Source organism: Fulvivirga sediminis (genome assembly GCF_016757215.1).
GTDB lineage: Bacteria > Bacteroidota > Bacteroidia > Cytophagales > Cyclobacteriaceae > Fulvivirga > Fulvivirga sediminis.
The window spans coordinates 134979-160663 of the sequence record NZ_JAESIY010000012.1 but is presented as its reverse complement, the minus strand read 5'-3'; the positions used below and the strand labels follow the sequence as shown (position 1 = coordinate 160663).

Sequence of the window (25685 nt, the reverse complement as noted above, 5' to 3'; positions counted from 1 at the left end):
AAAAATTAAAGAAATGAAAGCTAGCCTAATACTCTTAAAGCTAATCACACTATCCGGTTGCATATTGCTTGCAGGGCTCTTAAGTACAAGCGCTCAGGTTCCTGTAACAGGCTCGATGACAGATATATTAGCGCAGCCTTTTTACCGAAAAATAAATAAGGTCAATATGAAAATGACAGCAACAGTTGCTGCTAATTCGGTTGCTTTGGCTGGGGTAGAAAAAGTTTTGGCCAAAGAGCAGCTGCATCTTACTACCTATAATCCCATGTATATAGCAGAAAAGATAAGCATCAATAAATTCATCAATACCGATAGCTATGACCTGATAGCTACCCGATACAAAACGGTGAAACTTATCGATGATCACGAGTTTATGAAAAGGTCTAAAATTCTTCTTTTCATGCAGGTGATATTAGCAAGGGAAGCTAAAAATGCTAATAGTTACCTGCAGCCCAATAATTTTATAAGCGAGGGAGACAGGATACTACTCTTATTATCTTCATTGGAAAAAGTTATTCAATTATCAATAGAACATGAAGATTATTAAAGTTACTCTCACCCTTCTATTGGCTTTTTTTATTGCCTCTTCACAGGCTCAAACCTGGTCAGTGACTGATATCGACGGAGCAATACAAAAAGGAGTTTCAAACGGGCAGTTGACAGATGAGCTGGTAATTATAGGTAAACAGAACAGCTTGCTGAAGCTCTTGCATGAACAGGAAAAGGATTTTAATGATAGAAGAACGGTTAAAGCAAACTTTAAATCTACACCTATGATGCTGGCTACGATAAACGTGATAGAAGTTTCAGAAAAACAAATCGATGAAACAGAACGGAAAATAAAGAAGCTGAAAGCTGCCACCATTACCCGTTTGAGGCTGCAAAAGCTGGAGTCACAGCTTAAGATGGAAGAAAGATATCTTAAGGAGGTAAGGTCCGAATATAAATTTTTAATTCCAGCGATGCTGCTATCTGGCGGCCCAGGGTATAATTACACTACCTTTTTAAAGGTGCTGATCAGGACATTGAAGATCAGAAGAAATATTCTTTCAATAGAATATGAGGTGAATAACTTAATAACAGTTAATAAAACTTTTAAAAAATAGAAATATGGATTTTTATGCGGCATTAACCAACTTTGAATCTACGTTAGAACCGAAAATTCTGATGTTCGTGGAAGCTATCTTACCATCGGTGAAAATGCTAGCAGGAGTTATAATGGTGATTTTTGTGGGGTACCATGTCATTAAATCCTGGCTGGGAGAAAATGAAAAGCTAGATGTGGCCACACTGGTTCGTCCATGTTTAACGCTGGCTGCAATAGTGCTGTATACAGAATTGGTTGATTTACTGATCCAGGAACCCATAAGCATGATTAACGAAATAGTGGTAGATGGAGCCAGTAAGGTGGGAGGAGGTGCTCCTGGTAGTATGCAGACAGAATTTCGCGATAAAATCACTTATACTCAGGATGCTGGGGGGGTAGATGGAGGAGGAATCTATGATATTATTCAAGTGCATCCTTTTTTGGAATTCATACATCTAATTGTGTTTTTTATTGCCTCTATAGCCGGAGGGTATATCCTCTTCAGGCAGCTCATAGTGAAGTGTATTTATCTGATGATTGGCCCTTTTGCACTTGCCTTTTCGTTAATAGTGGGAAATGAAAAAGTATTAGGCAGTTGGTTTCAAGGATTTATTTCAGTGCTGCTGTGGCTGCCCATGCTGAGCATAGTACAAACCATTATTATATTACTTCCTTTAGAGACCACAGAATTTTCTAATAGCGACATAATATTTTCTATGGCACTTCAGGTGGTAATGATATTTATTGTGTTCAAAGTGCCTAGATATGCAAATATTCTGGTAGGTCAAGGTTCGGATCTTGGTTCGCAGGCAGGAAATACCATACTGGGTCAGGTGAAAGGACTACCAAACCAACTTATAAATAATAAATTGATGGGTAAATCTATGAGGGGAAAGAAATAAGTATAGTCGAATGATTCATGAAATTTTTGAAAATGCCAAGGTTAACAAAAATTTCATGAATCATTTTTAAAAAGTATATCCCGTTAATAGTTAATCGTTTATGAGGTATATATGTCTTAATTACTCCTTTCTTGGCATTTTAAGCTTTTTGCGATTATTAGTTTTTATTTAAATTCACATATGATAAGCTACTTACATTACTTTTATAAACATTGAAATGAATTAAGCCTAAACGTATTAATAATCCATATTCCTAAGCCACAACCTAATGATAAATAATAAAAAAATTCGTAGCATCTTATCCTCAGCTGTTTGGAGCAAAGGTCTCTTTTGTTGCTATTGTAAACTGTATATGCTAAGTTATTACTTTCAATAGAAAGACAGGTGCAGTCATTGCTATACCGGAGTATTAACTATTACCGAAATTTGTTCGTCCATATCTAATAATCAATCTAGTACACCTGTGTTGCTCTCCATTGATTATGTCATCACCACTAGCTTAAGTCATTCCTGAGACATGCAAAAAAATGGGATATTTTCATTATAGCTATGTACTCATACCTCAATGATTGAGCTGGTGGATATATGCCTATAGAGTTAAGAAAATAGCAAAAGCAACACTTAAATTATACTTGGTAGTTTAAAAAATCAATAGCCTTTAGCTATGAGAATATCTTTTTTGTTTGGTTTCCTTGTGTTGTTTTTAAATATGTACACAGTTATTGTTCTCGCTCAGGATAATTCCATAACAATAAGCCAGAATGGAGGAAAAACGGTATCTGAAATATTTGAACTGATAGAGACTCAAACCAACTATCAACTCATCTATAGTGATGAATCCATTACCAATGCACCAACTATTTACTTGGAGGAAGGCAGAATAGAGATTAATCAGTTATTGAAAAAAGTATTACCTCCCATGGGTTGTGATTATAAAATAACCAGTGAAGATACTATTATCATTACCAAAGTCTACACGCGTGGCTATAGGGTTTCAGGCACTATAAATGACGTCAATGGGAATGCTATTCCAGGAGCTCATATTGTAGAGGAGGGAACTTTTAATGGTGTTGTTTCTGATAACGGTGGTAAATATGACATTACCGTTTCTGATAAAATGGCTCCGTTAATAATCTCCTACATTGGGTACAGCACTCAGGATGTCGACATTAATAACAGAAGTATTATTGATGTTACTCTTTTGCCGGAATACTCAGAGCTGGATGAGGTAATTGTAACAGCACTGGTGGTGGAAAGAAAAAGAAAAGAACTTGGCTATTCTTTTCAGGATGTGGGCGGAGATGAGCTTAGAGATAACCCCACCTCTAATATGATTCAATCTTTGTATGGTAAGATAGCTGGTTTAGATATTACTCAAACGGCGAGCGGTCTGGGTGCCAGTTCAAGGGTGGTCATCAGAGGAAATAATTCTATTATTGGAAATAATCAACCCTTATATGTGATAGACGGTATTGTTATTGACAATGCTGGAATTTCAGGTCTTACTGATGGCAAATCAGATAAATATGCTGGTGGGTTGGACCATGGAGATGTACTATCGAGCTTAAACCCTTATGACATTGATAAAATATCAGTTTTAAAGGGAGGTGCAGCTTCAGCACTGTATGGAGAGAGAGGAGCTAATGGTGTAATCATTATTACCACAAAAAAAGGGAAAAATAATTCCCTTAGTATAGACTACAGTGGAACATTCACTATAGATAAGGCGAAAGTTGGCTACGAGGAATACCAAAGAGAATATGGTTCAGGAGAAAGAGGACAATTGCCAGATTATAATGACTTAACCGCTATTAGTTATGGTACCGTGAATGCGTGGGGACCCAAATTTGGAGAAGATCGGATGATTCGCATTTTTGATAGATCATTTAAGCCCTACCAGAATAATGATAAGCATATCGAAGATTTTTTTAAAACAGGCTCCTCTTATCATAACAACCTTAGCTTATATGGAGGGGCAGATGATATTACCTATAGGGTTAGTTATGGTCACCTTAAGAGACAGGGAGTAATACCTACTAGCTCATTAGAGCGTCATTCATTTACGATAAGTACAGGTATTCAAAAGAGTAAAATGTCAGTAGACTGGAATTTATTTTTTGTGCCAGAAACCAGTGACAATAGACCTGCTCTGGCTGATGATCCTAATAATTTAGGCTTCAGTTTATCTAGCTTGGCGCCCAATATAGATCAAGCGTGGCTTCGCAATTATAGGAACGGTGAGGGTAAATACCATGAGTGGAATCCTAATTCAAGTTTATTGAACCCTTATTTTGTGATTGCGGAAAATACCAATCATTCTTCCAAAAACAGTATACTTGGAAACTTACATGTCAATTACCATTTAAACAATTGGCTCAGAGCTGATTTAAATGTCGGTCTAGACAGGTATAATCATGAAGTATCAGATTTTATGGGGGCAGGCTCCAACTTGGCCGGTAATAGAGAAGGTAGTTTAACTTATCAGAGCGCATCGTATCAAGAATATAATGTACAAGGTGTGCTATTTGCTGAAATTGAGTATGATAAATTATCTGTTTCTGCAGCTTTAGGAGGTAACTATCGGAGTTCAAATAGAGTGGATGAAGGGTATGTGGCTTCAGGGATGATAGATAAAGATGTTAAAAACCTGTCTAATTATTTAAAAAAGGTTTTAGGTCCTAAAACAGATCAAGAAATAATGGTCAGATCACTTTTTTCTTATTGGAGGGTTAACTATGATGGGATCTTTTTTCTTGATTTTACGGCAAGGAATGACTGGAATTCCACACTTGCTACCCCTTTAGTCTCTTATTCTGGGTATAGGAATGATTATTCTTTTTTCTACCCATCTATTTCTGGTAGTTTTATATTTTCTGAGGTGCTGAATGTATCGTCATCACTGCTGAGTTTTGGAAAATTAAGGGCATCTATGGCACGTACGGGTAAAGCTCCTGAATTTCCTTATACTACTTCCATCTACTATACTGTGGGAGCGGAGCCATTGCATGACAATCCTCTCGGGTTTATTAATGATGACAGATTGCCTAATGAAAGATTGTCTCCTGAAATATCAAACACCTTTGAGATAGGCGCAGATCTTTCATTGTTAGATAACCAAATAACGGTGGATTTTTCTTTTTACCGTACCATCACTAAGAATCAGCTTACCGTATTAAGCATTTCACAGACTTCCGGCTTTTATTCGGCGTGGCAAAATATAGGAAAAGTGAAAAATAGTGGGATAGAAGCGGTGATTTCTGCTAAAATAATGAATAAGCCTTCTGGATTCACATGGAACCTGGCCCTTAACGCTGCAAAGAATAATAATGAGGTTGTTCATCTCAATGATAATACAGATATGCAGGTAATATCAATGGCGCGGTGGGGAGGGGCTCAAGTGGTAGCACAAGTAGGACAGAGTACTACAGAGATAATGGGGCGGCAGTTACTAAGGTCACCTGAAGGTAAGGTGATTGTAGGGGAAAATGGATTGCCCAAATTGAACGGAACCTACAAAAGTTTTGGAAAGGCAACTCCAGATTGGATACTAGGTGTAATCAATAACTTTTCCTACAAAAGATTCACATTAGAGGCAGACATAGATATGAAATTTGGAGGGCATGTGTATTCTATGACCAATGCCAATGCCGCTGCCGCCGGTTTATTAAATATCACGAAAGAGGGTAGGAGTGAATATAATGACTGGGTGCAAAAAAAACTTAACGAAGGGCTGACACCAGAACAGATCGATTCCTTCTTGCCTGAAGCAGGATATGTGGTAGATGGTGTGAAAGAATTAGTTGACGCTAATGGAAATGTGATTTATAGGAAGAATACACAACCGGTAAATCCTCAAGATTATTGGCAGTTGTTTGCAGGTGACAATACCACCGTTACGCCTGAACCTTTTATTTATAACGCTTCATTTGCCAAGCTACGTTCATTGACTTTAAGCTTTGATCTTCCTCGTAGTTTACTTCAAAAAAGTAGGTTCAATATAGAGCGGATAAAGGTAAGCCTGATAGGTAGAAATCTATGGACTATTTACTCCCAGCTACCCAACATTGATCCTGAGTCTACCTACAGCAATGGAAATGGACAGGGCTTAGAGTATGGTTCGCTTCCTTATAGTAAGTCTTACGGTTTCAATATTCAAATGACATTTTAAAAGATGAGAATACAAATCAAGTTCATGCATTTTCTGAGCCTCATTGTAATCATAATAGGTACTTCAGCCTGTGGTAATGATGAGCTTTTTGGTGAAAAAAACACGAATAAAGAAGCATTTTCTTCACTGAGCCCAAACTTACTTTTTACCACTGTACAGGCTTCTCTTTCGGGTAACAGGCTAGAGCAGTGGGGAGGCAATCTTGTCTATGGAGAAGGTATGGTTCAGCATTTGGGAGGATCAAAAGAGGTTACTGAATATGGCGCTATATATAACTTTGATGTTGCTTGTGGAGAAGCCCTTTGGCAATCTAATTATGGTGATGGGGTCATGCGTCACTTGGTTGATATTTTGGAAAGGACTAAAAATGATGATGCGTTTAAGAATTTGAATGCAGCGGCAAAGATTTTGAAGGTAATGGTGTTTCAGCGATTAACAGACTTTTATGGAGCTATACCATATTCTGAAGCAGGGCTAGGCTATTACAGGAAGATATATTACCCTAAATATGATGGTCAAAAGGAAATTTATTACAACTTTTTTGCCCTACTAGAAGAGGCATATTATCAATTTGATGAAAGTTCTCAGGGAGATGAAATTACAGGTGATAACTTTTATAATGGTGATATTTCTAAATGGAAAAAATTAGCTAATTCACTGATATTGAGGTGTGCTATGAGGATTTCTATGGTGGATAAAGCCAAGGCCATTAAAGAAATTCAGATAGCACTTACCAATGGTCTTTTTGAAAACATTGATGATAGTTGTTTAGGGCATCATGAAAATGTAGAGTTTGGTACACCAGGTGCTTCACTAAATGGTAATGGTTTGTCTCAGGCTTTGAAAGGTAACGGCGGTGTTTTAAATCACCCTACTCAAACCTTGATAAAATATCTGGAGGGAGATCCGCGCAAGGATATATGGTTTATGCCTGGCAACTTGGGAAATATTGAAGGAATTAACCCTAATAATTTCAGATGGGAGCATCCTGGAGGGGCTGAAAAACTGGCCGTACTTCAGCCTTACTTATATCGAAATGATGCTCCCTATATGCATATTTCATATGCAGAAACACAACTTTTGCTGGCAGAAGCAGTCGTTAAAAGATTTATTCCGGGTAATGCCGAAGTTTATTATCAAGAAGGGATAAAGGCGAGTATATTACAGTGGTCTGCTTATGGTGCAAGGGTTAGCATACAGGAAGCTGAGAGCTTCTCAGAAGAAAAAACTCTTGCAGCTGATAATGGGTTAGGAGAAATTATAACTCAGCAATGGCTGAACCATTTTCTTAATGGCATGGAGGCATATGCCAATTATCGCAGAACCAGACTTCCCGTGTTAGAGCCCATTATCAGGTCAAGCTCTGCTACAAATGGTGTAATGCCCAGTAGGTTAAGATACCCTGAGAGTGAGGCTGTAGTAAACGGTGATAATTATGAAATAGCAGCAAAAGAATATACCGAAGGGTGGTTATCTCATATTTGGTGGGATATTAATTGATTGAAAATGATATGAAGTATTAAAGATATTTAATTCATAGTAATACAAATGAAAATACGCTTTTTTTTCCTTTTAGTCTATATGTTAATGATGTCTTGTAGTGATGATTCTCCAGAGAATTATTCAGCATCAGACCTGGATTTGATCACCAAGAATGTAGAAACTAGTTTAACTGCAAAAGTAGGTGAGGAACTACTGTTGCAATTAGATTATGAAAATGCTATTGGTGAGTTGTTATTTGTTTGGACTATAGGAAATAAAGTTGTTTCTAAAAGACCTATTTATCCATTCATTCCTACACAAGCGGGACAATACTTTATTAGCGTATATGTAGAAGATGCCCAAGGCAAATACACAAATGTACAATTTAAGATAGAAGTGGAGGACGAGTTTGCCAAAAATAAGGTCATCGCCGGTTATTATTCTACTAGCAGTTCAGAACCAGTGCCATGGAATAAAATTACGCATTTAATATATTCATATGTATACCCAACTAGTGAAGGTTCCTTACAGGTAACCCAATTATCTCGTTTACAAGATTATGTAGAAGAAGCCAAAAAGCATGATGTTAAAGTATTACTTTCTTTAGGGAGTCTCGATAATTACCCTGGCAAAGGAGATAGAGTATTTACCAATGTTTTGAATGATGAAGAAAAGCGTAAAAACTTAGTTAATTTCATTTATTTTCTATTGGTCGGGTATGAACTGCAAGGTGTTGATATTTTGTACGATGAGTTTGAAGGCAACGTTGTGGATTATTCGCAATTAAATAATATGGTTCCATTCTTAAAGGAGTTAAGAGATATTTTGCCTTATGATATGATTATTACATGTTCTGTTACTGGGGGTTATGGGTGGAAGGCATATCATTATAGAGATATAGCAGCTGATATGGCAGATGTTGCAGATTTTATTTCCGTAATGGCATTTGATAATTTTGGCACCTGGGAAGACTCTCCATTGGGTAGGCCTTCCTCTCTGGAAGATGCTAAAAATGCACTTGACAGGTATGTGAATTTTGGAGTCCCGCAAAACAAACTAGTACTCGGAGTTCCTTTTTTTGGTAGAGATTTCCTCAGGCAATCAGGAGGAATAGCTCGCCCTATTTCTTATTTGGATTTATTAGGACGATTTGTACCTACTGAAACTGAGCTTGCCACTGGTCATATCAATCGTGACGGCCATAATATTTTCTTTAATTCGCAATCAATTATTTCTGAGAAAATAAATTATGTGAAGATGAATAATTTTAGAGGTATTTCCGCTTGGCAATTAGAGCAGGATTCTGGTGATGAGGAACTATCATTATTGAAAAATGTGCATAACCAAATCAACTAATCAGATGAAATCACAGTGCTACCATGAATATCCGACAGAAAATTATTTTTACCTTTCAATAGGTGTCATTAAAACAACATTACTAGATTAATGTTTATACATTAAATAGATAATTAACCTTAGCATTACCACTATTTATAGTTATATCAGTCTTGTTTAAGTTTATAATGGCTAATTTTCTCATTTTGCATATAAGAGACTTATTAAGTCCGTTATAGAAGTGAATTTGACAATGATTTAGCCGAGAAATACTACCAAGAACCTAAGCCTTTAACCTAATGAAAACTACCAGAATACCCTTTTTATTAATGCCAATTCCTTTGGCATTATCATTTTGTAAAAGTTTAGCATGCTCTCATTTTGTAAGGAAATGAAACTCTAAAGTTTGTAAAGTTCAATCCAGATTTCTTGTTCATTATTCTTTACTATTAAGCAAGTGAATGTATGAAGAAAATGCTCAGAAGTTAAAACTGATTTGAGCTGTATTTACATTCATTGCCGGTATAGTACCAGGGTAAAGTATGTTTATAACTGGAGCGTGGTTGAAATTCAATGAGCAGTTTCATTCTAAATGAAGCTAAACTGTGATTCTCTATAACCACATGGAATAAGCTACTACACTTCAAGAATCAAGAACATCTATAAGGGTTTATAATGATTATTGTTTACTGTAAAACCACATCTAATTATCATGAGAATAGTTTTATTATTCTTGCTTATATCAGCCTTTAGTTTCGCTATCGGTAATGCATCTGCACAAGGTGTTCTAATCAAAATTCCTAATGATGGAGCTAAGACAACTTCTGAAATTTTTGAGCTGATAGAGGCACAGACTGATTTCACATTTATCTATAGTGATGAATCCATAAAAAATGCAACCTCTATAGCTTACAAAAAGGGAGAGGTGGAGCTAATAGAACTACTAGACAAGGCGCTTTCTCCAATACATTGTGATTACAAGATTACAAATGATGGAGCCATCATTATAAGAAAAATAACTAACCAGCGGCATGTGATTAAAGGTAAGATCACAGATAAAAAAGGACTGGCTATTCCGGGGGCGAATATTGTGGAGGAAGGTACTACTAATGGAGTAACCTCTGATCTGGATGGTAATTATTCTATACAGGTTTCATACCCTGCCACCACTCTAATTATTTCCTATATAGGCTATGGTACGCAAGATATAGAAGTTAATAATAGGAGCGTTATTGATATAACACTTTTAGAGGAAGCCTCTGAACTCGATGAGGTGTTGGTAACAGCACTTAGGGTAGAGAGAAACAGAGAAGAATTAGGCTATTCTTTTCAGAATGTAAAGGGAGACGAACTTGCAGATAATCCTACATTAAGCGTGGCCCAATCTTTATATGGAAAGGTGGCGGGAGTAAATATTACTCAGGCTGCCACAGGGTTAGGTGGTAGTTCACGTGTAGTTATAAGAGGTAATAATTCCATTAATGGAGATAACCAGCCTTTATACATAGTTGATGGTATATATATAGGGAATTCTGGTATTGCCAGTATTACAGATAACAAGTCAGAGAAATTTTCTGGAGGGTTAGATAATGGAGATGGGCTGTCGAGTATCAATGTAAATGACATAGAGAATGTATCAGTACTTAAAGGAGGAGCTGCTTCTGCGTTATATGGAGAAAGAGGAGCCAATGGCGTGATTATAATTACCACAAAGAAAGGGAAAGCCAATTCTTTTAGTGTAGACTACAATGGAACTTTCACCCTGGAGCATGTAAATGCAAAATACAAAGATAACCAGACTTCTTACGGATCTGGCTCTAATGGTCAGCTGCCGGATCCTAATGATATCGGAAGCATACAGGCCAGCACAGTAAGAGCCTGGGGCCCTAAATTTGCCGATGCGGAGAGAATAAGAATATTTGATGGCTCTTACAAACCCTACAAAGAGGTAGATAATCATCTTCAAGACTTTTTTAGAAATGGAGTGTCTTATAACCATAACCTTAGCATTTTTGGAGGCGCTGATAATACCACTTACCGCTTTAGCTATGGCAATTTAAAAAAACAAGGAGTAATCCCTCAAAATGAATTCGAGCGAAACTCCTACGCTCTGAGTACTTCTGTGGAGATGGGTAAGCTCACCATGGAAGGTAAGCTCACTTATATTGTAGAAGAGCTAGATAATAGCCCTGCACTGGCCGATGATCCTAATAATATCGGATTTTCATTAGCTGGCTTGGCTCCTAATATAGATGAGTCATGGCTTAAACATTATCAAGATAGTCAAGGAAACTACTACAATTGGAACCCTAACCCTAATCTTCTAAATCCTTATTTTGTGATAGCGGAAAACACCAATCATTCTAATAAAAATAGGATTTTAGGTAATTTCCATGCTAACTATATGATTAAAAACTGGCTCAAGGCAGATTTTAATGTAGGATTAGACAGGTTTAGTCATGATGTTACTGATTTTTTAAATGGAGGAACCGAATTGCCGGGCAAACAAGGTGGAAGCCTCACTAATCGAGAGGTCACTTTTCAGGAATATAATATTCAAGGGATTTTATTTGCCAATGAAACCTTTGGTAGAGTGGATGTGTCTGCTGCGGTAGGAGGGAATCACCGAAATTCAGCAAGAGTAGATGGTGGGTATTCAGCTACAGGTATGCTTCAGCGTGGAGTCAATAATCTTTCAAATTTTTCAGATAAGGTGCTAAGCCCCAAAGTAGATCAGGAGATATTAGTAAAATCGGTTTTTTCATATTTAAGAGCTAATTATAATAACTTTCTATTTCTTGATCTTACCGTAAGAAATGATTGGAACTCCACCTTAGCCACACCTAACGTGCCTAATGCGGGGCCTAAAAATGATTATTCTTTTTTCTATCCCTCCATATCTGGGAGTTTCATTTTTTCTGAGATGTTACAGGTTTCTCCAAGAGTATTAACTTTTGGTAAGTTAAGGGCATCATTGGCCAGAACAGGAAAGGCTCCTGATCAGCCCTATGCTACGTCTAGATATTATACCATCGGTCCCAAACCTTTACTGGGAAATCCATTAGGTTTTATTCCAGGGGGAACTATACCCAATGGTGAATTAAAGCCTGAGATTTCCAATACTTTTGAAATAGGTACCGATCTGTCATTCTTAAATAACAGAATAGCGTTAGACTTCACTTATTATAGAACAATTACTAAAAATCAGCTTACAGTATTGAGTATATCTCAAGCGTCTGGCTACTACTCTGCCTGGCAAAATATAGGAGAGGTGAAAAACAATGGAATAGAAGCCGTAATTACCGCCGGTATACTTAAAAATTCACAAGGGCTTAATTGGAATACTACCTTAAATATCGCCAAAAATAATAATGAAGTTATCCGCCTCAATGGAAAAATAAACAACCAGGTTATATCAATTGGAAGATGGTCAGGTGTGCAGGTTATAGCCCAAGAAGGCAAGAGTACGTCAGAACTCTACGGGCAAAGTTTCCTGAGATCACCCGGAGGTGAGGTGATAGTAGGAGAAAATGGTTTACCTAAGTTAAATCCTACCTATAAAACCTTTGGCAAAGCAGCGCCTGACTGGGTATTAGGGTTTACTCAAGAATTATCTTACAAGGGTTTTGCTCTGGCGGCCACCATGGATATGAAATTTGGAGGTTATGTATATTCTATGACTAATGCCTATGCCGCTGCCGCTGGTTTGTTAGATCAAACGGTGAAAGGTAGAGATGAATACAATCAGTGGGTTGAGCAGAAGCTGAACGAAGGCCTTACCCTAGGAGAGATTACTAAACTACAGCCAGAAGCAGGGTATGTGGTAGATGGTGTAGTAGAGGTTGTAGATAGTGAAGGTAACGTGAGCTATGAAAAGAATACCATAGCCGTTAATCCTCAGAGCTATTGGGGCTCCTTTTTTGGCGATGATGCAGCAGCCACACCAGAGCCTTTTGTTTACAGCGCCTCTTACGTCAAGTTAAGGCAGCTGGCGTTGAGCTATACACTACCCAGAAAGGTATTACAAAATATTGTTCCCAGAATAAACCTTTTACGCATCAGTTTCATAGGCCGTAATTTGTGGACCATACATTCCAAGATACCCAATATAGACCCTGAATCGACCTACACTGCTGGTAACGGACAGGGTTTAGAGTATGGCTCACTTCCTTACAGTAAATCATATGGGTTTAACATTCAAATGACATTTTAAAAAAATGAGATATTCTAAATTTATAAAAGTTATCACCTTTATCTGTCTTTTGTTGGTAGCTAGTAGCTGTGCGGATGATGACCTTTTTGGAGATACTAATACTAATAAAGAAGCTTTTCCCACCTTAGACCCTAATCTTCTTATTACTACTATACAGGCATCTCTCTCTGGAGGTAGGTTAGAGCAATGGAGAACCAACCTGGTATACGGAGAAGGTTTTGTTCAGCATTTAGGAGGTTCATCCGCTGTCTCTAATTATGGAGCCTTTTTTAATCATAATGCTGCTTATGAAGAAGCTCTTTGGCAATCTAATTACAGTAATGGATTAGTTCGCTACCTCGTAGATGTGCTAGAGAGAACTAAGGACGAAGAAAGACTCGCCAATGTAAATGCAGTAGCTAAAATCTTAAAAGTAATGGTTTTTCAGCGTTTGACAGATACCTATGGTGATGTGCCCTATAGTGAGGCAGGTCAGGGGTATTATAAAGGCATATTCTACCCGGCATATGATGATCAGAAGGATATCTATTACGATTTTTTTGAACTGCTGGATCAGGCGTTTAATCAATTAGATGATGGAGAGCAGGCAGATAAGATAACTGGTGATAATTTTTATGAGGGCGATATATCAAAATGGAAAAAACTAGCCAATTCTTTAAGGTTAAGGTGTGCCATGAGAATAGCTTTAGTAGATAGAGAAAAAGCTATTGCTGAAATAGAATCAGCCCTTGCCAATGGTATTTTTCAGAACAATAATGATAGCTGTTACGGTCATCATGAAGATGTAGAATTCGGAACGGCAGGAGCTCAAATAAATGGTAATGGCCTATCGCAAGCCCTAAGAGGTAATGGAAGTGTTATGGACCATCCTACAAAAACGTTAATACGGAATTTGCAGGGAGATCCTAGATTGACTATGTGGTTTCTGCCGGGGAATATCAGTGGAATTGAAGGTCTAGATGCTAACAATTTCAGCTACGAGCATCCCGGAGGGGCAGATAATTTAGGTCTTTTAAGACCGTTGCTATATCGTAATGATGCTCCATATCTTCATATTTCATATGCAGAAACTCAATTATTGCTGGCTGAAGCAGTAGTAAGAGGCTTGATACAAGGCAATGCTCTGAATTATTACCAAAATGGCATCAGGGCCAGTATTTTACAATGGACAGCCTACGGTGTCAGCATTAATGCAGCAGAGGCACGTTCTTTTGCAGAAGGTAAAACACTTACACCTAATAATAAGCTCGAGGAAATCATAACTCAGCAATGGCTAACACATTTTTTAAATGGGATTGAAGCCTATGCTAATTATAGAAGGACGGGAATGCCTGCTCTGGAGCCTATCACCAGGCCAGAGTCTTCCACCAACGGAGTTATGCCTAAGAGAATACCTTATCCTGGAGGAGAGTCAATAATTAATCCTGAACATTTTGAAGAGGCTAATAGCAAATATCCTAATGGATGGTTATCAGCCCTGTGGTGGGATGTAGAATAAATAACAATGTCAGAAAGATGCTACAAAATTTTAAAGATCAAAAAATTAATAACCAATAAAATTAGTTAAGATGAAGATATATGTTTTATTGATATTGCTTTTGGCTCAGTTAGGAATTGTATCCTGTAGTGATGATGAAGATAATTCTTCCCCCGATCTTGACCTAATAGTGGCAGAAGTACAGACCACAATAAATTTAAATATAGATGAAGAAACTCTTTTGCATCTGGATTTCGAAAATGCAAAAGGTCCTTTGTCCTACGTTTGGACTGTAGATGATTCGGTGAATTCTGAAGAAGAAAACTTCATCTTTAGCTCTCATGAATCAGGGCAGTATTTTGTAAATGTTTATGTAGAAGATGCCGAAGGAAAGTATACAAGTGTGCAATTTCAGTTGATAGTAGACGGAAAGCCGCTTTTTAATGGAGATAAAGTAGTAGTAGGTTATTACCCTAGCTATCGTAATAACGAGGTGCAATGGGATAAAATCACTCACTTTATATACGCTCATATTTATCCTAAAAATGATGGTACTTTAGACCTTTCAGATATGGCCAAGCTCTCTGACTATGTGGAAGAAGCAAAGGCAAATAATGTGAAAATATTAGTTTCTCTTGGCGGTGCTGGAGAATATCCAGGAAGAAACGAAAGGGTATTTACCAATGTAATACTAAATAAGAATAAGCGAACTAAACTTATAAAAAACATAGTATCATTTGTCAGTAATAATAAATTGGATGGTATAGACATCTATTATAACGAATTTATAGGAGGAGGAGAGGCAGTAGATAACTCAGAAAGTAACCAGCTGCTACCTTTTTATAGAGAGTTAAGAAATGCACTTCCTTCCGCCAATATTATTACTACCTCCGTTACGGGTAGTTATGGTTGGGCAGCTTACCATTACAGAGATATAGCCGATCGTATGAGTAATATATTCAATTTGATTTCAGTAATGGCTTTTGACAATTTAGGTACCTACGAAAACTCTCCGCTAGGTCACCCTGCTACTGTAAAAGATATGGAAAATGCCTTAAATCGTTACTTAGAGTTTGGAGTTCCTAAAAATAAAATAGTGGTAGGAATACCCTTTTATGGAAGAGATTTTTTGAACAAAGCAGGAGGCTTGGCGGAGACCATTACCTATGCTGATATCATAAAACGATATTCACCTTCAGAAGTGGAGCTCGATATTGGAAATATCAAGAGAGACGGCCACAATATTTTCTTTGATTCTAGAAATATAATTTCACAAAAGGTGAATTATCTACGAAAAAATGACTTTAAAGGTATAACACTATGGGAGCTAGGTCAGGATTCTCCGGACTCTAATTGGTCATTATTACAGGATATACCTAGTCAGTTTGAGAAATAAGATGGTATCAATTACATGGCAGAGATGCATTGAAGGAGACAAAGAAAGCCTGTCACTATGAGCTTTCTTATTTTTACTTCACATATACAAAAATAGTCTATTGGTAATAAAAATTCATTTTTACCCCATGTAAGATATTCAACTCTTTAGGCTATTTGTGTATAAAGATTGTTGCTACTGAATGGCATTATAAACATATATTATATGTTAGGAATATCATTTAATCATGGTTAATTGATAATTATGCTTATATTAAAGCATAGAAAATCAGATAGTGATTTTTTGAATTGAAAAATTGTTTAAATGTTATAGTTAGCGAGCTCTAATTGTATTTTATTACTCATAGATTGTGTCAGACTTCGGATGGAGCAGCGTTGAATAGCAATACTAAAAGAGTTCTAATGGAAGCAAGTGTAGCGTTGTAGATGAAGAAAAGTGTATGTTGAAAATTCAATATATACATATGTAAGTTATACGCTTATAATGTATAGACCTCTAAGGGGATACGTTTCTGTTGACTTAGAAAGTGAATAATAAAAGCTATATTAACAGCCTGAACATAAATGAACGACTATGAAAATTGTAAAATTAATATCGCTCTTATTTATCCTAGGGGTATTTTTGAGTGCTACATCTTGCCAAGATCCATATGATGAAATTACTCATGATACTGAACCAGGCGGTGGCACGGAACAAATAGGCCCCAGAGATTAGATTCCAATTATATAAAGCCCACAAATCAACCTAGCACCTAATGAAGTACTTATTAAGCCATTCGAAACACTATATTATACACTGTTTTATTTATTGTGTTATAATGAGTTCCTGCACCGATAAGGAAATCACCAATTCGAAAGAACTCCCAGAAGATGTTCATTCCTTAGAACTTATGCTTGAAAATGATCAATTAGAAGTTAATCAAAAAATGGCCTTATACTATGAGTTATCTAAGAAATACAGAACTGATGACATCGAATTAGCTGATAATTACATAGATAAACTCATATCCTTATCAGAACAAGCTAATTCCAAATACTTTCAGGCAAGGGGACACTATATGAAGGGAATGCTGAGTAGACAAATGGGCTTTTATCAGCAGGGGGTTAATCATTATATTATCTCATCTGATTTGTTTAGTGAATTAAACAATAATTTATGGAAGGCCGATGCATTAAATAACATTGGAGATGTTTTTTATAATATACAAGGTTACGACTTGGCTCTGCCATATTTCCAAAAAGCAAGTCTAATCTATGAAAACGAAAAAGACTGGAATAATCTAAGCTTAGTTTGCTCAAACATTGCTACCTGTAACAATAAGCTAAATAAAGAAGAAGAAGCTAATAGTTATTTTAAAAAGGCCATTGATGCTCAAAGTAAAATGGATGAACCTTCTGGAATTATTTTAAGCAAAATATATAGGGAGTTAGCTAATATGTCACATGATCTTGAAAATTATACTCAATCAATTTCATATTATGAAAAAGCCTTATCCTTTCCAGGAATCACTACTGATCAGGAACATTTGCTTTTTGTCAATACGGCAAATGCCCTTAATTTAAAAGGTGATTTTGAAGAATCAGAGAATTGGTTAAAAAAGGCTAAACAGTTAGAGAATAGGGTAGACAATAATCACAAATTACTTCGCTTAAACGTTGAGGGTGAGTTATACCAGTTGCAAAAGCAACATAGTAAAGCTATTGCTATCTTCAATGAAGCTGTTAATGCTACCAATAAAGAGGTGTATAACGAATATTTAATTAATACATTAGACCTAATATCTAAATCTCAACGAGCAATGGCTAAGGAAAGTGCCAAGCTGTCGATTAATGATATTTTCAGAATAGAGGATATACGTAGGCATCAAGAAAAACTCAAGGCTGAAGTGATTGATCAATTGGATTACAAAAAACTGCAGGTATTACTCGATACTGAGATCCAAAATCATTACAAAGATGTGAAGCAATCAGAAATTGATAAGGAGCGCTCTACTATTATTAAAATTGCTAGTGCTTGTATTGCAATCTTTTTCTTTACCATGCTGGGCACTACCTTGTACATCAGAAGTAAAAAAGTCACTTACGAGAACAAGATTAGAAGGGTAAATGATTTGCTGAACTCGTAGAGCTGACTTCAGCTTACCACTCATATTTATTAGGCATTCATAACACCTCTTCAATAAATTCTATCAATGATGTGGCTAGGCCAATTGCGGTTAACTAGTTTGTTTTGCAAAATAGATATTTCCAATGCATGCCCAGCCAGAATAAGCTATAGACACTTTGCATACCTGATAGAATTGTAAATCTATAATAATAAGTAAGTCAGATTTCGAGAATCTGAGATCACTTAATATTAGCCAAATTGTAGCATTATTTTAGAACTTTCTTGCTTCGCTTTAGCTTATAACTCCAGTAACCATTGAGAGTGTAGGGGCGTATTGCTTGCAAGGCTCAATATTAAACTTTTGATGGGAGTTATATTTAAAACCTAAACCTAAAAATTATGAGAAATCAATCAATAATTGGCTTTATTATGTTGGTTGTGCTTAGCGGCCTTGGCTTGGCCTGTAGTTCTGATGATGGCCGACCTCCTTCAGAAAATCCGGGTACTCCTAAGTTAGACCCAGTAGAGACCAAGCCTCCTAATACAGACTATGACCCAGCCTTTAAGGGACAAACCAGAATTAATGGGGTGGCTACAGAAACCGAATATAGGGTTACAGAATTTGCGCGCGGCTTATCTAATCCATGGGGTATGACCAATTTACCTGATGGTAGAATTTTGATAACGGAAAAAAGAGGGGTTATGCGTATTATTTCTACTTCCGGTCAGGTGGGGGGTGCGATTACAGGCATACCTTCTGTAAATAGCTCTGGCCAGGGTGGATTACTTGATGTAGCCGTAGATCCTGATTTTACAGCCAACAGAATGGTATATTGGACTTTTTCATTAAACGGTCCGGGAGGTACTGCTACGGCAGTGGGTAAAGGCCGACTGGCTAATAATGAGAGTACTATTGAGAATGCCGAGGTTATTTATACAGCCATTCCTTTTTTTAACAGTACTTTGCATTACGGAGGTCGATTAGCATGGGATGCTAATGGTAACTTATTTGTAAGCACTGGTGAGCGTTCTGATTTACCTGCCAGGCCAGAGGCTCAGGAGCTCGATGCCGCCTTAGGAAAAGTAATTAGGATTACTACTGATGGTGATCCGGTAGCCGATAATCCTTTTATCGGTCAGGAAGGAATATTGCCTGAGATATATACTTACGGCCATAGAAATCCGCAAGGGTTGGCTATTCATCCTACTACTGGCGATTTGTGGGAGTCTGAAATGGGACCTAAAGGAGGTGATGAAGTTAACTTAATCATGGCTGGTGATGATTACGGCTGGCCTACTATATCATATGGTATTGAGTATTCAGGTGGACCTATTGGAGCAGGCATAACGCAGCAGCAAGGAATGGAGCAGCCCGTGTATTATTGGGATCCTGTAGTGTCTCCCAGTGGTATTACTTTCTATACTGGAAATCTAATCTCAGAATGGACTAATAACTTGTTTCTGGCAGGTCTTAGCGGTAAGCATGTGGTTCGGCTGGTCATTGAAGATGAAAAAGTAGTAGGAGAGGAACGCTTGTTAGAGGATAAAGGACGCCGTTTTAGAGATGTTTTAGAAGGAGCCGACGGAGCGCTTTATGCTGTAACCGATGAGTCTAATGCTATCCTTTATAGAATAGGTTTATAAAAGTATTTTACAGGTTTTAAAATTGAAACCTTTTAATAATGAGGTCGGGTTAAATGAATCAGCCCGACCTCATGTTTATTTCGAAAACAAAGAATTCTTAGAAGGTTACACCCGTCATCTTTTCCGACATTTCCCAAAGCTTTTGAGCCTTTTCTGTATTTTTAGAAAGTTCATTAGAATCTACTTTCTTAGGGTGTCCTCGGGTTTCAAAGAGACTTCTTGGGCCGAAATATTCACCCGATTGAACCGAGGGGTCTGTAGCTGCTCTCAGAGTAGGCAATGTGCCTTTCTGTACGCTCTGAGCTATGATTGCATTGAAAATTTCGGCAAATTTAACGTGTCTGCCAAGGTCAGTGGCAGTTACCCCGGGGTGAGCAGCTACCATTTTTGGAGCACTAGGATCATTACTGAATTTTCTTGACGCTTCATATGTAAAATATAAGTTAGCCAACTTACTATCTCCATAAGCTTTAGCGGTATTATATTTCCTTTTTTCCCAGTTGATATCATCAAAATTGATATCTCCCATTCTATGTCCCAAACTAGAGGTTGATACTACTCTAGAACCTTCAGCATGTTTTAACGGAGCCATTAATCGCCTTGTTAAGGCAAAATGTCCCAGATGATTGGTGCCCATTTGAATTTCAAACCCATCTGCCGTTTTGGAATATGGGCACATCATTACTCCTGCATTATTGATCAGTATATGTAGTTGATCATATTGCTCAATAAATTCTTTAGAGAATTTCTCTACAGATTTCAAACTGGCCAGGTCAAGCTCTTTGATTTCTAGCTTGGCTTTGGAGTGCTCTTTACGTATCTCATGGGCTACTTTTTCGCCCTTTTCTGTATTTCTTATCGCCATTATTACCGTAGCTCCTTTTTCTGCCAGCACTCTGCTGGCCTCTTTGCCTAAACCACTGGTAGCTCCGGTTATTATTACTACTTTACCTGATTGATCAGGAATATCTGCATGGGTCCACTTTCTACTCATTACCTTTTATCAATTACACGTCTCTGCTGTGGAGACTAACATTTTATAGTATATATAATTAAATAAACACCATAAAAAGTGATGTTTTTTTATCAAAAGAGAGTTTAATAGGCTGATTAAGAAGTTTTAGAGTCGGTATTCAAACCTTATGCTTTGAATTTTTCTTTCAATTCTGCTTTTCTATTTTCCCAGGTGCTAATAATAGTGTCAGGGGACATGTCCTTCACGTCATCCCATCTCAACTTGGGATGGTAATAATAATGATCGCTTATTTCTTGAAAAAGGGCTTTCGTATCTAATAGCAGTTGATAGAAAGAAGGATGTTTAGATGCGTCTGTGGTATCAAGTAAATCATTAACCTCGTCGTATAATAACTCAAGTAAGATGAGTAATCGGCTCATTAGAAAAATCGCTTTCTCTTCTTTGTTTTCATGCAAAGCTAATTTTATTCTCAGGCTTGTGGGCTTGCTGTAATGTCCATTGCCTTCATGCTCGCACAACACCGCATGTTTTTCCAATTCTTCAATAGATGGTTTGTGAATAGGTTCATCGAAAAAGTAATTGCTAAATAGAAATTCGGTATAGTGAGCGTGGGTAGAATAGTTGTTCATCACAGTATCAATATGGGTCTCATAAATTTCTGTGGCTTTGTTTCGGTATAAGTAACCCTTGTTTAATTCGCCTTGCTTTAGGTAAATGTCAGAGATGGCTTCCGCATTCTTCGCCAGATAATATACTTCAAAGGCAGGTGACTCAACGGCATCTATTAATCTTTGGTATAGATATGCGGCCTTATTTAGTAGGTCAATCCGCTCAAGACGAATGCCTTCATTGTGTAAAAAATGAGCATTTTCATTGACTTCTATGCGGCCTGAGGAGTTAATTTCCCAGTCTAGTGCTCTTTCTATCCAAGGACTATATAAATCTTCTGGAAATAACGCCTCAGGTAACTTATGCCATTTCAGGTGCTCTTTCAGTTGGTGTATTGATTGGCAGATAGTCATGCTTATATTATTGTTTTGCATGAATTTTTCCTCCGCAAACTGCTGAAAATTTGATTTTTCTGATAATTGAAGGGTGCTTATAGCTTTTTGATCGTTCGGGGCTGTGGCGCTTATAGGTATAAAGATTAATCGCAGGTAAAGTTGCCAATCTCCATTATTGGTGTCCATGGCTATGGATTTTTGAATATTATGGTAAGCCTGTTCTAAATAATATGCTGAAGGCTTATGTTCCAGAATTAATTCAAAGGCCATTGCCAGATTATGATAAGCCTCCTGTAGCTCTTCATCATCAGAATGAATGACAGATTCGTTAACTTCAATGGCCTTTTCCATATATAGCAAAATGGTTTCTTCAGGCTCTTGATTGTTAATGGCTTCCTGGAGCAGTATGAGATAGGCCCTGCTGAAGTATGTTAATAGAGGTTCATTAGATAGTATTTTGGCTTTTTCTAAGATAGGTAGTAAATAATTAATGCCATCAGTGGTTAATTTTCCGCAGGCATGGTCATAATCCATGTTGGCGAATAGACTTAGTAAACCCTCTGCCAGGTTAGATTTAGTCTCCTTGTCAGAGCTGTTTTTTAAATCTTCGAAAAGATTGAAAAGTGCGGCGATATTGTAATCGCTAGCCATCCTTTCTATGTAGGATTCGCTCAGGCTTAAACGGGCCAGTTCGTTATCGAGATAATAATCATCTACATGAATATGATCTAAAGCTCCCATTAAGCTGTTTTCATAAGGCTCTTGAAAATGTGCGGTGGAAAAGTGATAGACAGTGAAGTAAGCTTCGAAATCATCCTTTTGGGATCTGTTTTTCTGCTGATGTTCTATAAGTTGTAGGTACTCCGGTTCTGAGAGGTGTTCAAAGCAGTTTTGGGGAGAACCTTCGCTCATCCTTTCTATGGCATAGACGGGGAAGGAGTGGAGGTGAGGCATTTCAAGTTCTTCTACTGCATGGCCTAAGCTTTTCAGGTTCTCTAGGTATTTTTCACCTTCAGTGCGGTTTTTGTAGATAGCCGCTATCCATCTTAAATTTTGAGAAACTACTTCTATACTAAACATAGTTGATTCTTAGTGGAGCTTTGGAGCTGTTATAAACAGCGCTTTTCATCGTCTAATAAAGTTTGAAGACAAGTTAGTGTTTCATTATTGGTTTGGTGCTACCGTCTCGCCGTTCATATAAGAATGGTTTTTATCCCTGGCTTCGGTTTGGGTGGAATTATCATAACCTACTGTGAAGGTAGCTGGATCAGCTTCCTGAAGCACCTTTACTTGTCTCGAATTACTGTCATGGTAGAATACATGATGAGCATCTTTAGAATAACCCCTTTCCATATATTCAAAAGTTTTCGGATCGGCGCCTTCCACCTTCAGCAAGGGATCACCATGATGGAATATGATGAAATAAATGCTGTTTTTATCACGCAAAAATGAAGTTGACTGGTCAGTATCTACTACTTCCAGGGTTTTAATATCTGTTTTTGTGGTGGATTTTTTACCATACACATAGGCATTTTCTCTATCCAAACCAATGCCGTCACTTAAGAAATAGAAGGTTTCGGGGTTGGCATCAGGTAGAATCTTTCCATTATAATACATTTGTTTAGCATCTTTAGCGTATAATGAATTAAGCACTACCATAGTTTTTGGGTCTGCTCCTTTAAGGATATGGCCATCTAAATACACCTGATTTTTGTCTTTCCAATAATTACCATGTCCGTCTTCATTTTCAGAGGGAACTTTCATGAAAGTGGAAGGATCTGAATCAGGAATTATATTTTTATGGTAGAATACATGATGAGCATCTTTGGAATAGTAAGCCACGTCTTTCATGGGGTCAAAGGAGTTGGGGTCTGCCTTTTCTATTGCGCTACCGTTAAGATAAACAGCTTCTTCACCTATGTAGTAACCGGTGTTGGGAATTCCTCTTTTAATATTAATAATCAATTGAGGAATGCGATAAATGAGTATAGTGACTAAGAAAAGCACTGAAAAGCCAATGAGCCACTTGAAAGAGGCCATGCCATAAAAAGGTAGATTAAAAATGGTCATCAGTAAGAATATAATAACAGGATAACCAAGAAATACCAAGGCTGTAATTATGGATGAAAGCGAGTCGGAGAAGCCTTGAGAGGCAATCATCATGGGAGACATAATGAGAATGCCGCCATAAAAAACGAGTAGAATAGTAACTATTATGCTGATAATCATGCTTGTAAGCTTGGTTTTATGCATAAATAAGGAAAAATATTTTTCCTAGGGCCTTCATGTAGGAAAGATTTGTGGTAGGCAGGGTGTTTTGCTGAATGACTGTTAGAAAGGCTTTGCAGTTTAATAGTCATCAGGATATTGTGATGGTGCCTTATACTTAGACTTTAAGATATAGGGGTAGCTTTTATTGGGTATAATATACTCTTTTCCTATAAATTTCAGCCAAAAATGCCATGCTTCACCATAGTCGAAAAGCATAAGCCAACGTTTTCCTTTCCTGATGAAAATGTCAGCTACTACATAATCATCCATATTTAGCGTAACAGGAGCGGAGGAGTCTAGTACTATGAATTCATCATCTTCTTCATACGTATCCTCCATTATTTCATAAGACACCTTTGATTTAAGAGGGTTATTGAAGTTTTCATAAAAGCCAAAAAGGTGATCATAGTCAAACTTGAAAGCACTAAGCACGGCCAAGCCTAGCTCATGCAGGCTCATGTCTGGCCTTACGGCTAGAATGCGATAGGGAGATTTAGTGCTTACTTCAAAAGTCTGCTCATCCCAACTGGGTATCATGGCTTCTATTTGATAAATCTCAGAAGAAGGTAGCTTTTTGATTTTGGCCATTATATTAATTCTTTAGGATAACGGATGTCATAGGTTTAAGTATTCAGCTTATTATATTGTCCATCGTTATGCTAAAAATGTCCGTCCAATTCTTTTATTGGCGTTTCATGTTTTTTGGTTACCATTAATATTTGCTGTAGAATTAATTGGTGAATACACTTGAATCTTAGCAAAACTTTTAGTTTCTTAAGTACGTTAAAAGATGCAACAATGATAGATAAAGATAAAATAGCGGAAATTAATGCTAAAAGAAAACCAACTAAGGGTATTTCAGAAGCATGTATACAGCATGTGGGAGAGAAGGCTGTTGCTGCTATCACTAAAAATAATTCTATATCACATTTTAATGTAAAAGCTATTTATCAAGGTTTTTATCTAACCTCTTCAGTATCGGATACAGACCTGATCTATAATACCTCAGCAGATACTAAAACTATTATTGGGTACTAAAATTCATGTTTTGGGTGGGCCAAATGGTGTAGGTAAATCTACATTAGGTAATACCTTTAGTTCAGATAAAGGGGTTGTGTTTATTAACCCAGATCAAATTTATAGTGATCAGACTCGTTTGCATCAAAAACCTCCTTCTCAAATAGAGCTAAGTCATATAATTGATGTTTATATTGAACATGCTCTGAATATTGATCAGCAGGTTTTGATTGAAAGTAATTTACATAACATTGAGGCTTTTAGATTTATAACGTCGTATATCAATATATACAAAGCTGAAGCATTTTGCCATTTCTACTATTTAGATGATGTTAAAGAACTGATTAATAGAGTGAAGTGGAGAGCGGAACACTTAGGAAATGCAGTGTCGGAGAAGACGGTTTTAGGTAGGTATGCAAGTTCTTATAGCATGATCTTATCTCAGTTTCATGTGTTTGATGAAGTTCACTTCTATGACGTAAGTAAGCTCGTGCCTGTCAAGATTTTTGAAGTATTTGATGGGGAGTTAAATTATATTAATGCAAATGCGAATTTTCAATGGAGTGATAATATGCTCGAGCAAATTCTTAGTAAAAGTTGAACTTAT

Annotated in this window: 18 protein-coding genes; 14 read left to right on the top strand and 4 right to left on the bottom strand. The window is 37.1% G+C overall.

Annotated features, from left to right (window positions below; all coding sequences use genetic code 11):
• The first annotated feature begins 13 nt into the window (after nucleotides 1-13).
• The 12 genes from JL102_RS19810 to JL102_RS19755 all read left to right on the top strand — a co-directional run bounded on the left by JL102_RS19810 (nucleotide 14) and on the right by JL102_RS19755 (nucleotide 19810).
• A complete protein-coding gene (locus JL102_RS19810) occupies nucleotides 14-547 on the top strand; it encodes a hypothetical protein (protein WP_202246200.1) in 534 nt (177 codons plus the stop codon).
• Complete coding sequence (locus tag JL102_RS19805; protein WP_202246199.1) at nucleotides 534-1106, top strand: hypothetical protein; 573 nt, start codon at nucleotides 534-536, stop codon at nucleotides 1104-1106. The genes JL102_RS19810 and JL102_RS19805 overlap by 14 nt, the downstream gene beginning before the upstream one ends.
• A 4-nt stretch (nucleotides 1107-1110) precedes the next feature.
• Nucleotides 1111-1989: a hypothetical protein gene (locus JL102_RS19800; RefSeq protein WP_202246198.1), complete on the top strand. Its 879-nt coding sequence runs from the start codon at nucleotides 1111-1113 to the stop codon at nucleotides 1987-1989.
• A gap of 709 nt (nucleotides 1990-2698) precedes the next feature.
• Nucleotides 2699-6157, top strand: a complete 3459-nt coding sequence (locus JL102_RS19795; RefSeq protein ID WP_202246197.1) for a SusC/RagA family TonB-linked outer membrane protein — start codon at nucleotides 2699-2701, stop codon at nucleotides 6155-6157.
• A gap of 3 nt (nucleotides 6158-6160) precedes the next feature.
• Nucleotides 6161-7657 (top strand): SusD/RagB family nutrient-binding outer membrane lipoprotein, encoded by a 1497-nt coding sequence (locus JL102_RS19790; RefSeq protein ID WP_202246196.1) that lies wholly within the window; start codon nucleotides 6161-6163, stop codon nucleotides 7655-7657.
• Between the two features lie 48 nt (nucleotides 7658-7705).
• The gene (locus JL102_RS19785) at nucleotides 7706-8995 is read left to right on the top strand and encodes a glycoside hydrolase family 18 protein (protein WP_202246195.1); all 1290 of its coding nucleotides are present in this window, start codon (nucleotides 7706-7708) and stop codon (nucleotides 8993-8995) included.
• Nucleotides 8996-9686: 691 nt separating this feature from the next.
• Nucleotides 9687-13187, top strand: coding sequence for a SusC/RagA family TonB-linked outer membrane protein (locus tag JL102_RS19780; protein ID WP_202246194.1), 3501 nt, complete (start codon nucleotides 9687-9689; stop codon nucleotides 13185-13187).
• 4 nt (nucleotides 13188-13191) lie between these two features.
• Nucleotides 13192-14685, top strand: a complete 1494-nt coding sequence (locus JL102_RS19775; RefSeq protein ID WP_202246193.1) for a SusD/RagB family nutrient-binding outer membrane lipoprotein — start codon at nucleotides 13192-13194, stop codon at nucleotides 14683-14685.
• Nucleotides 14686-14755: 70 nt separating this feature from the next.
• Nucleotides 14756-16060, top strand: coding sequence for a glycoside hydrolase family 18 protein (locus JL102_RS19770; RefSeq protein WP_202246192.1), 1305 nt, complete (start codon nucleotides 14756-14758; stop codon nucleotides 16058-16060).
• Nucleotides 16061-16633: 573 nt separating this feature from the next.
• Nucleotides 16634-16774: a hypothetical protein gene (locus tag JL102_RS19765; protein WP_202246191.1), complete on the top strand. Its 141-nt coding sequence runs from the start codon at nucleotides 16634-16636 to the stop codon at nucleotides 16772-16774.
• A 103-nt stretch (nucleotides 16775-16877) separates the two neighbouring features.
• Nucleotides 16878-18185 (top strand): tetratricopeptide repeat protein, encoded by a 1308-nt coding sequence (locus JL102_RS19760; RefSeq protein WP_202246190.1) that lies wholly within the window; start codon nucleotides 16878-16880, stop codon nucleotides 18183-18185.
• A 380-nt stretch (nucleotides 18186-18565) separates the two neighbouring features.
• On the top strand, nucleotides 18566-19810 hold the full coding sequence (locus JL102_RS19755; RefSeq protein ID WP_202246189.1) for a PQQ-dependent sugar dehydrogenase: 1245 nt from the start codon (nucleotides 18566-18568) through the stop codon (nucleotides 19808-19810).
• Between the two features lie 97 nt (nucleotides 19811-19907).
• Here JL102_RS19755 and JL102_RS19750 read toward each other — a convergent pair whose 3' ends face one another.
• From JL102_RS19750 to JL102_RS19735, 4 genes are all read right to left on the bottom strand, one after another.
• Nucleotides 19908-20804 (bottom strand): oxidoreductase, encoded by an 897-nt coding sequence (locus JL102_RS19750; RefSeq protein WP_202246188.1) that lies wholly within the window; start codon nucleotides 20802-20804, stop codon nucleotides 19908-19910.
• 146 nt (nucleotides 20805-20950) lie between these two features.
• Complete coding sequence (locus JL102_RS19745) at nucleotides 20951-22870, bottom strand: hypothetical protein (protein WP_202246187.1); 1920 nt, start codon at nucleotides 22868-22870, stop codon at nucleotides 20951-20953.
• Nucleotides 22871-22954: 84 nt separating this feature from the next.
• Nucleotides 22955-24019, bottom strand: coding sequence for a DKNYY domain-containing protein (locus tag JL102_RS19740; RefSeq protein ID WP_202246186.1), 1065 nt, complete (start codon nucleotides 24017-24019; stop codon nucleotides 22955-22957).
• Between the two features lie 120 nt (nucleotides 24020-24139).
• A complete protein-coding gene (locus JL102_RS19735; protein ID WP_202246185.1) occupies nucleotides 24140-24649 on the bottom strand; it encodes an IS1096 element passenger TnpR family protein in 510 nt (169 codons plus the stop codon).
• A 210-nt stretch (nucleotides 24650-24859) separates the two neighbouring features.
• On the opposite strand from JL102_RS19735, the gene JL102_RS19730 reads away from it, so the two are divergent.
• On the top strand, nucleotides 24860-25099 hold the full coding sequence (locus JL102_RS19730) for a hypothetical protein (RefSeq protein WP_202246184.1): 240 nt from the start codon (nucleotides 24860-24862) through the stop codon (nucleotides 25097-25099).
• Nucleotides 25089-25679 carry a hypothetical protein gene (locus JL102_RS19725; protein ID WP_202246183.1) on the top strand — a complete coding sequence of 197 codons (591 nt, stop codon included), beginning with the start codon at nucleotides 25089-25091 and terminating at the stop codon, nucleotides 25677-25679. The genes JL102_RS19730 and JL102_RS19725 overlap by 11 nt, the downstream gene beginning before the upstream one ends.
• The last annotated feature ends 6 nt before the right edge of the window (nucleotides 25680-25685 follow it).

What these genes read in the sequence shown, in the direction of transcription:
- JL102_RS19810 (WP_202246200.1), top strand. Translation starts at nt 14, where the DNA reads ATGAAAGCTAGCCTAATACTCTTAAAGCTAATCACACTATCCGGTTGC.
- JL102_RS19805 (WP_202246199.1), top strand. Translation starts at nt 534, where the DNA reads ATGAAGATTATTAAAGTTACTCTCACCCTTCTATTGGCTTTTTTTATT.
- JL102_RS19800 (WP_202246198.1), top strand. Translation starts at nt 1,111, where the DNA reads ATGGATTTTTATGCGGCATTAACCAACTTTGAATCTACGTTAGAACCG.
- JL102_RS19795 (WP_202246197.1), top strand. Translation starts at nt 2,699, where the DNA reads ATGTACACAGTTATTGTTCTCGCTCAGGATAATTCCATAACAATAAGC.
- JL102_RS19790 (WP_202246196.1), top strand. Translation starts at nt 6,161, where the DNA reads ATGAGAATACAAATCAAGTTCATGCATTTTCTGAGCCTCATTGTAATC.
- JL102_RS19785 (WP_202246195.1), top strand. Translation starts at nt 7,706, where the DNA reads ATGAAAATACGCTTTTTTTTCCTTTTAGTCTATATGTTAATGATGTCT.
- JL102_RS19780 (WP_202246194.1), top strand. Translation starts at nt 9,687, where the DNA reads ATGAGAATAGTTTTATTATTCTTGCTTATATCAGCCTTTAGTTTCGCT.
- JL102_RS19775 (WP_202246193.1), top strand. Translation starts at nt 13,192, where the DNA reads ATGAGATATTCTAAATTTATAAAAGTTATCACCTTTATCTGTCTTTTG.
- JL102_RS19770 (WP_202246192.1), top strand. Translation starts at nt 14,756, where the DNA reads ATGAAGATATATGTTTTATTGATATTGCTTTTGGCTCAGTTAGGAATT.
- JL102_RS19765 (WP_202246191.1), top strand. Translation starts at nt 16,634, where the DNA reads ATGAAAATTGTAAAATTAATATCGCTCTTATTTATCCTAGGGGTATTT.
- JL102_RS19760 (WP_202246190.1), top strand. Translation starts at nt 16,878, where the DNA reads ATGAGTTCCTGCACCGATAAGGAAATCACCAATTCGAAAGAACTCCCA.
- JL102_RS19755 (WP_202246189.1), top strand. Translation starts at nt 18,566, where the DNA reads ATGAGAAATCAATCAATAATTGGCTTTATTATGTTGGTTGTGCTTAGC.
- JL102_RS19750 (WP_202246188.1), bottom strand. Translation starts at nt 20,804, where the DNA reads ATGAGTAGAAAGTGGACCCATGCAGATATTCCTGATCAATCAGGTAAA.
- JL102_RS19745 (WP_202246187.1), bottom strand. Translation starts at nt 22,870, where the DNA reads ATGTTTAGTATAGAAGTAGTTTCTCAAAATTTAAGATGGATAGCGGCT.
- JL102_RS19740 (WP_202246186.1), bottom strand. Translation starts at nt 24,019, where the DNA reads ATGATTATCAGCATAATAGTTACTATTCTACTCGTTTTTTATGGCGGC.
- JL102_RS19735 (WP_202246185.1), bottom strand. Translation starts at nt 24,649, where the DNA reads ATGGCCAAAATCAAAAAGCTACCTTCTTCTGAGATTTATCAAATAGAA.
- JL102_RS19730 (WP_202246184.1), top strand. Translation starts at nt 24,860, where the DNA reads ATGATAGATAAAGATAAAATAGCGGAAATTAATGCTAAAAGAAAACCA.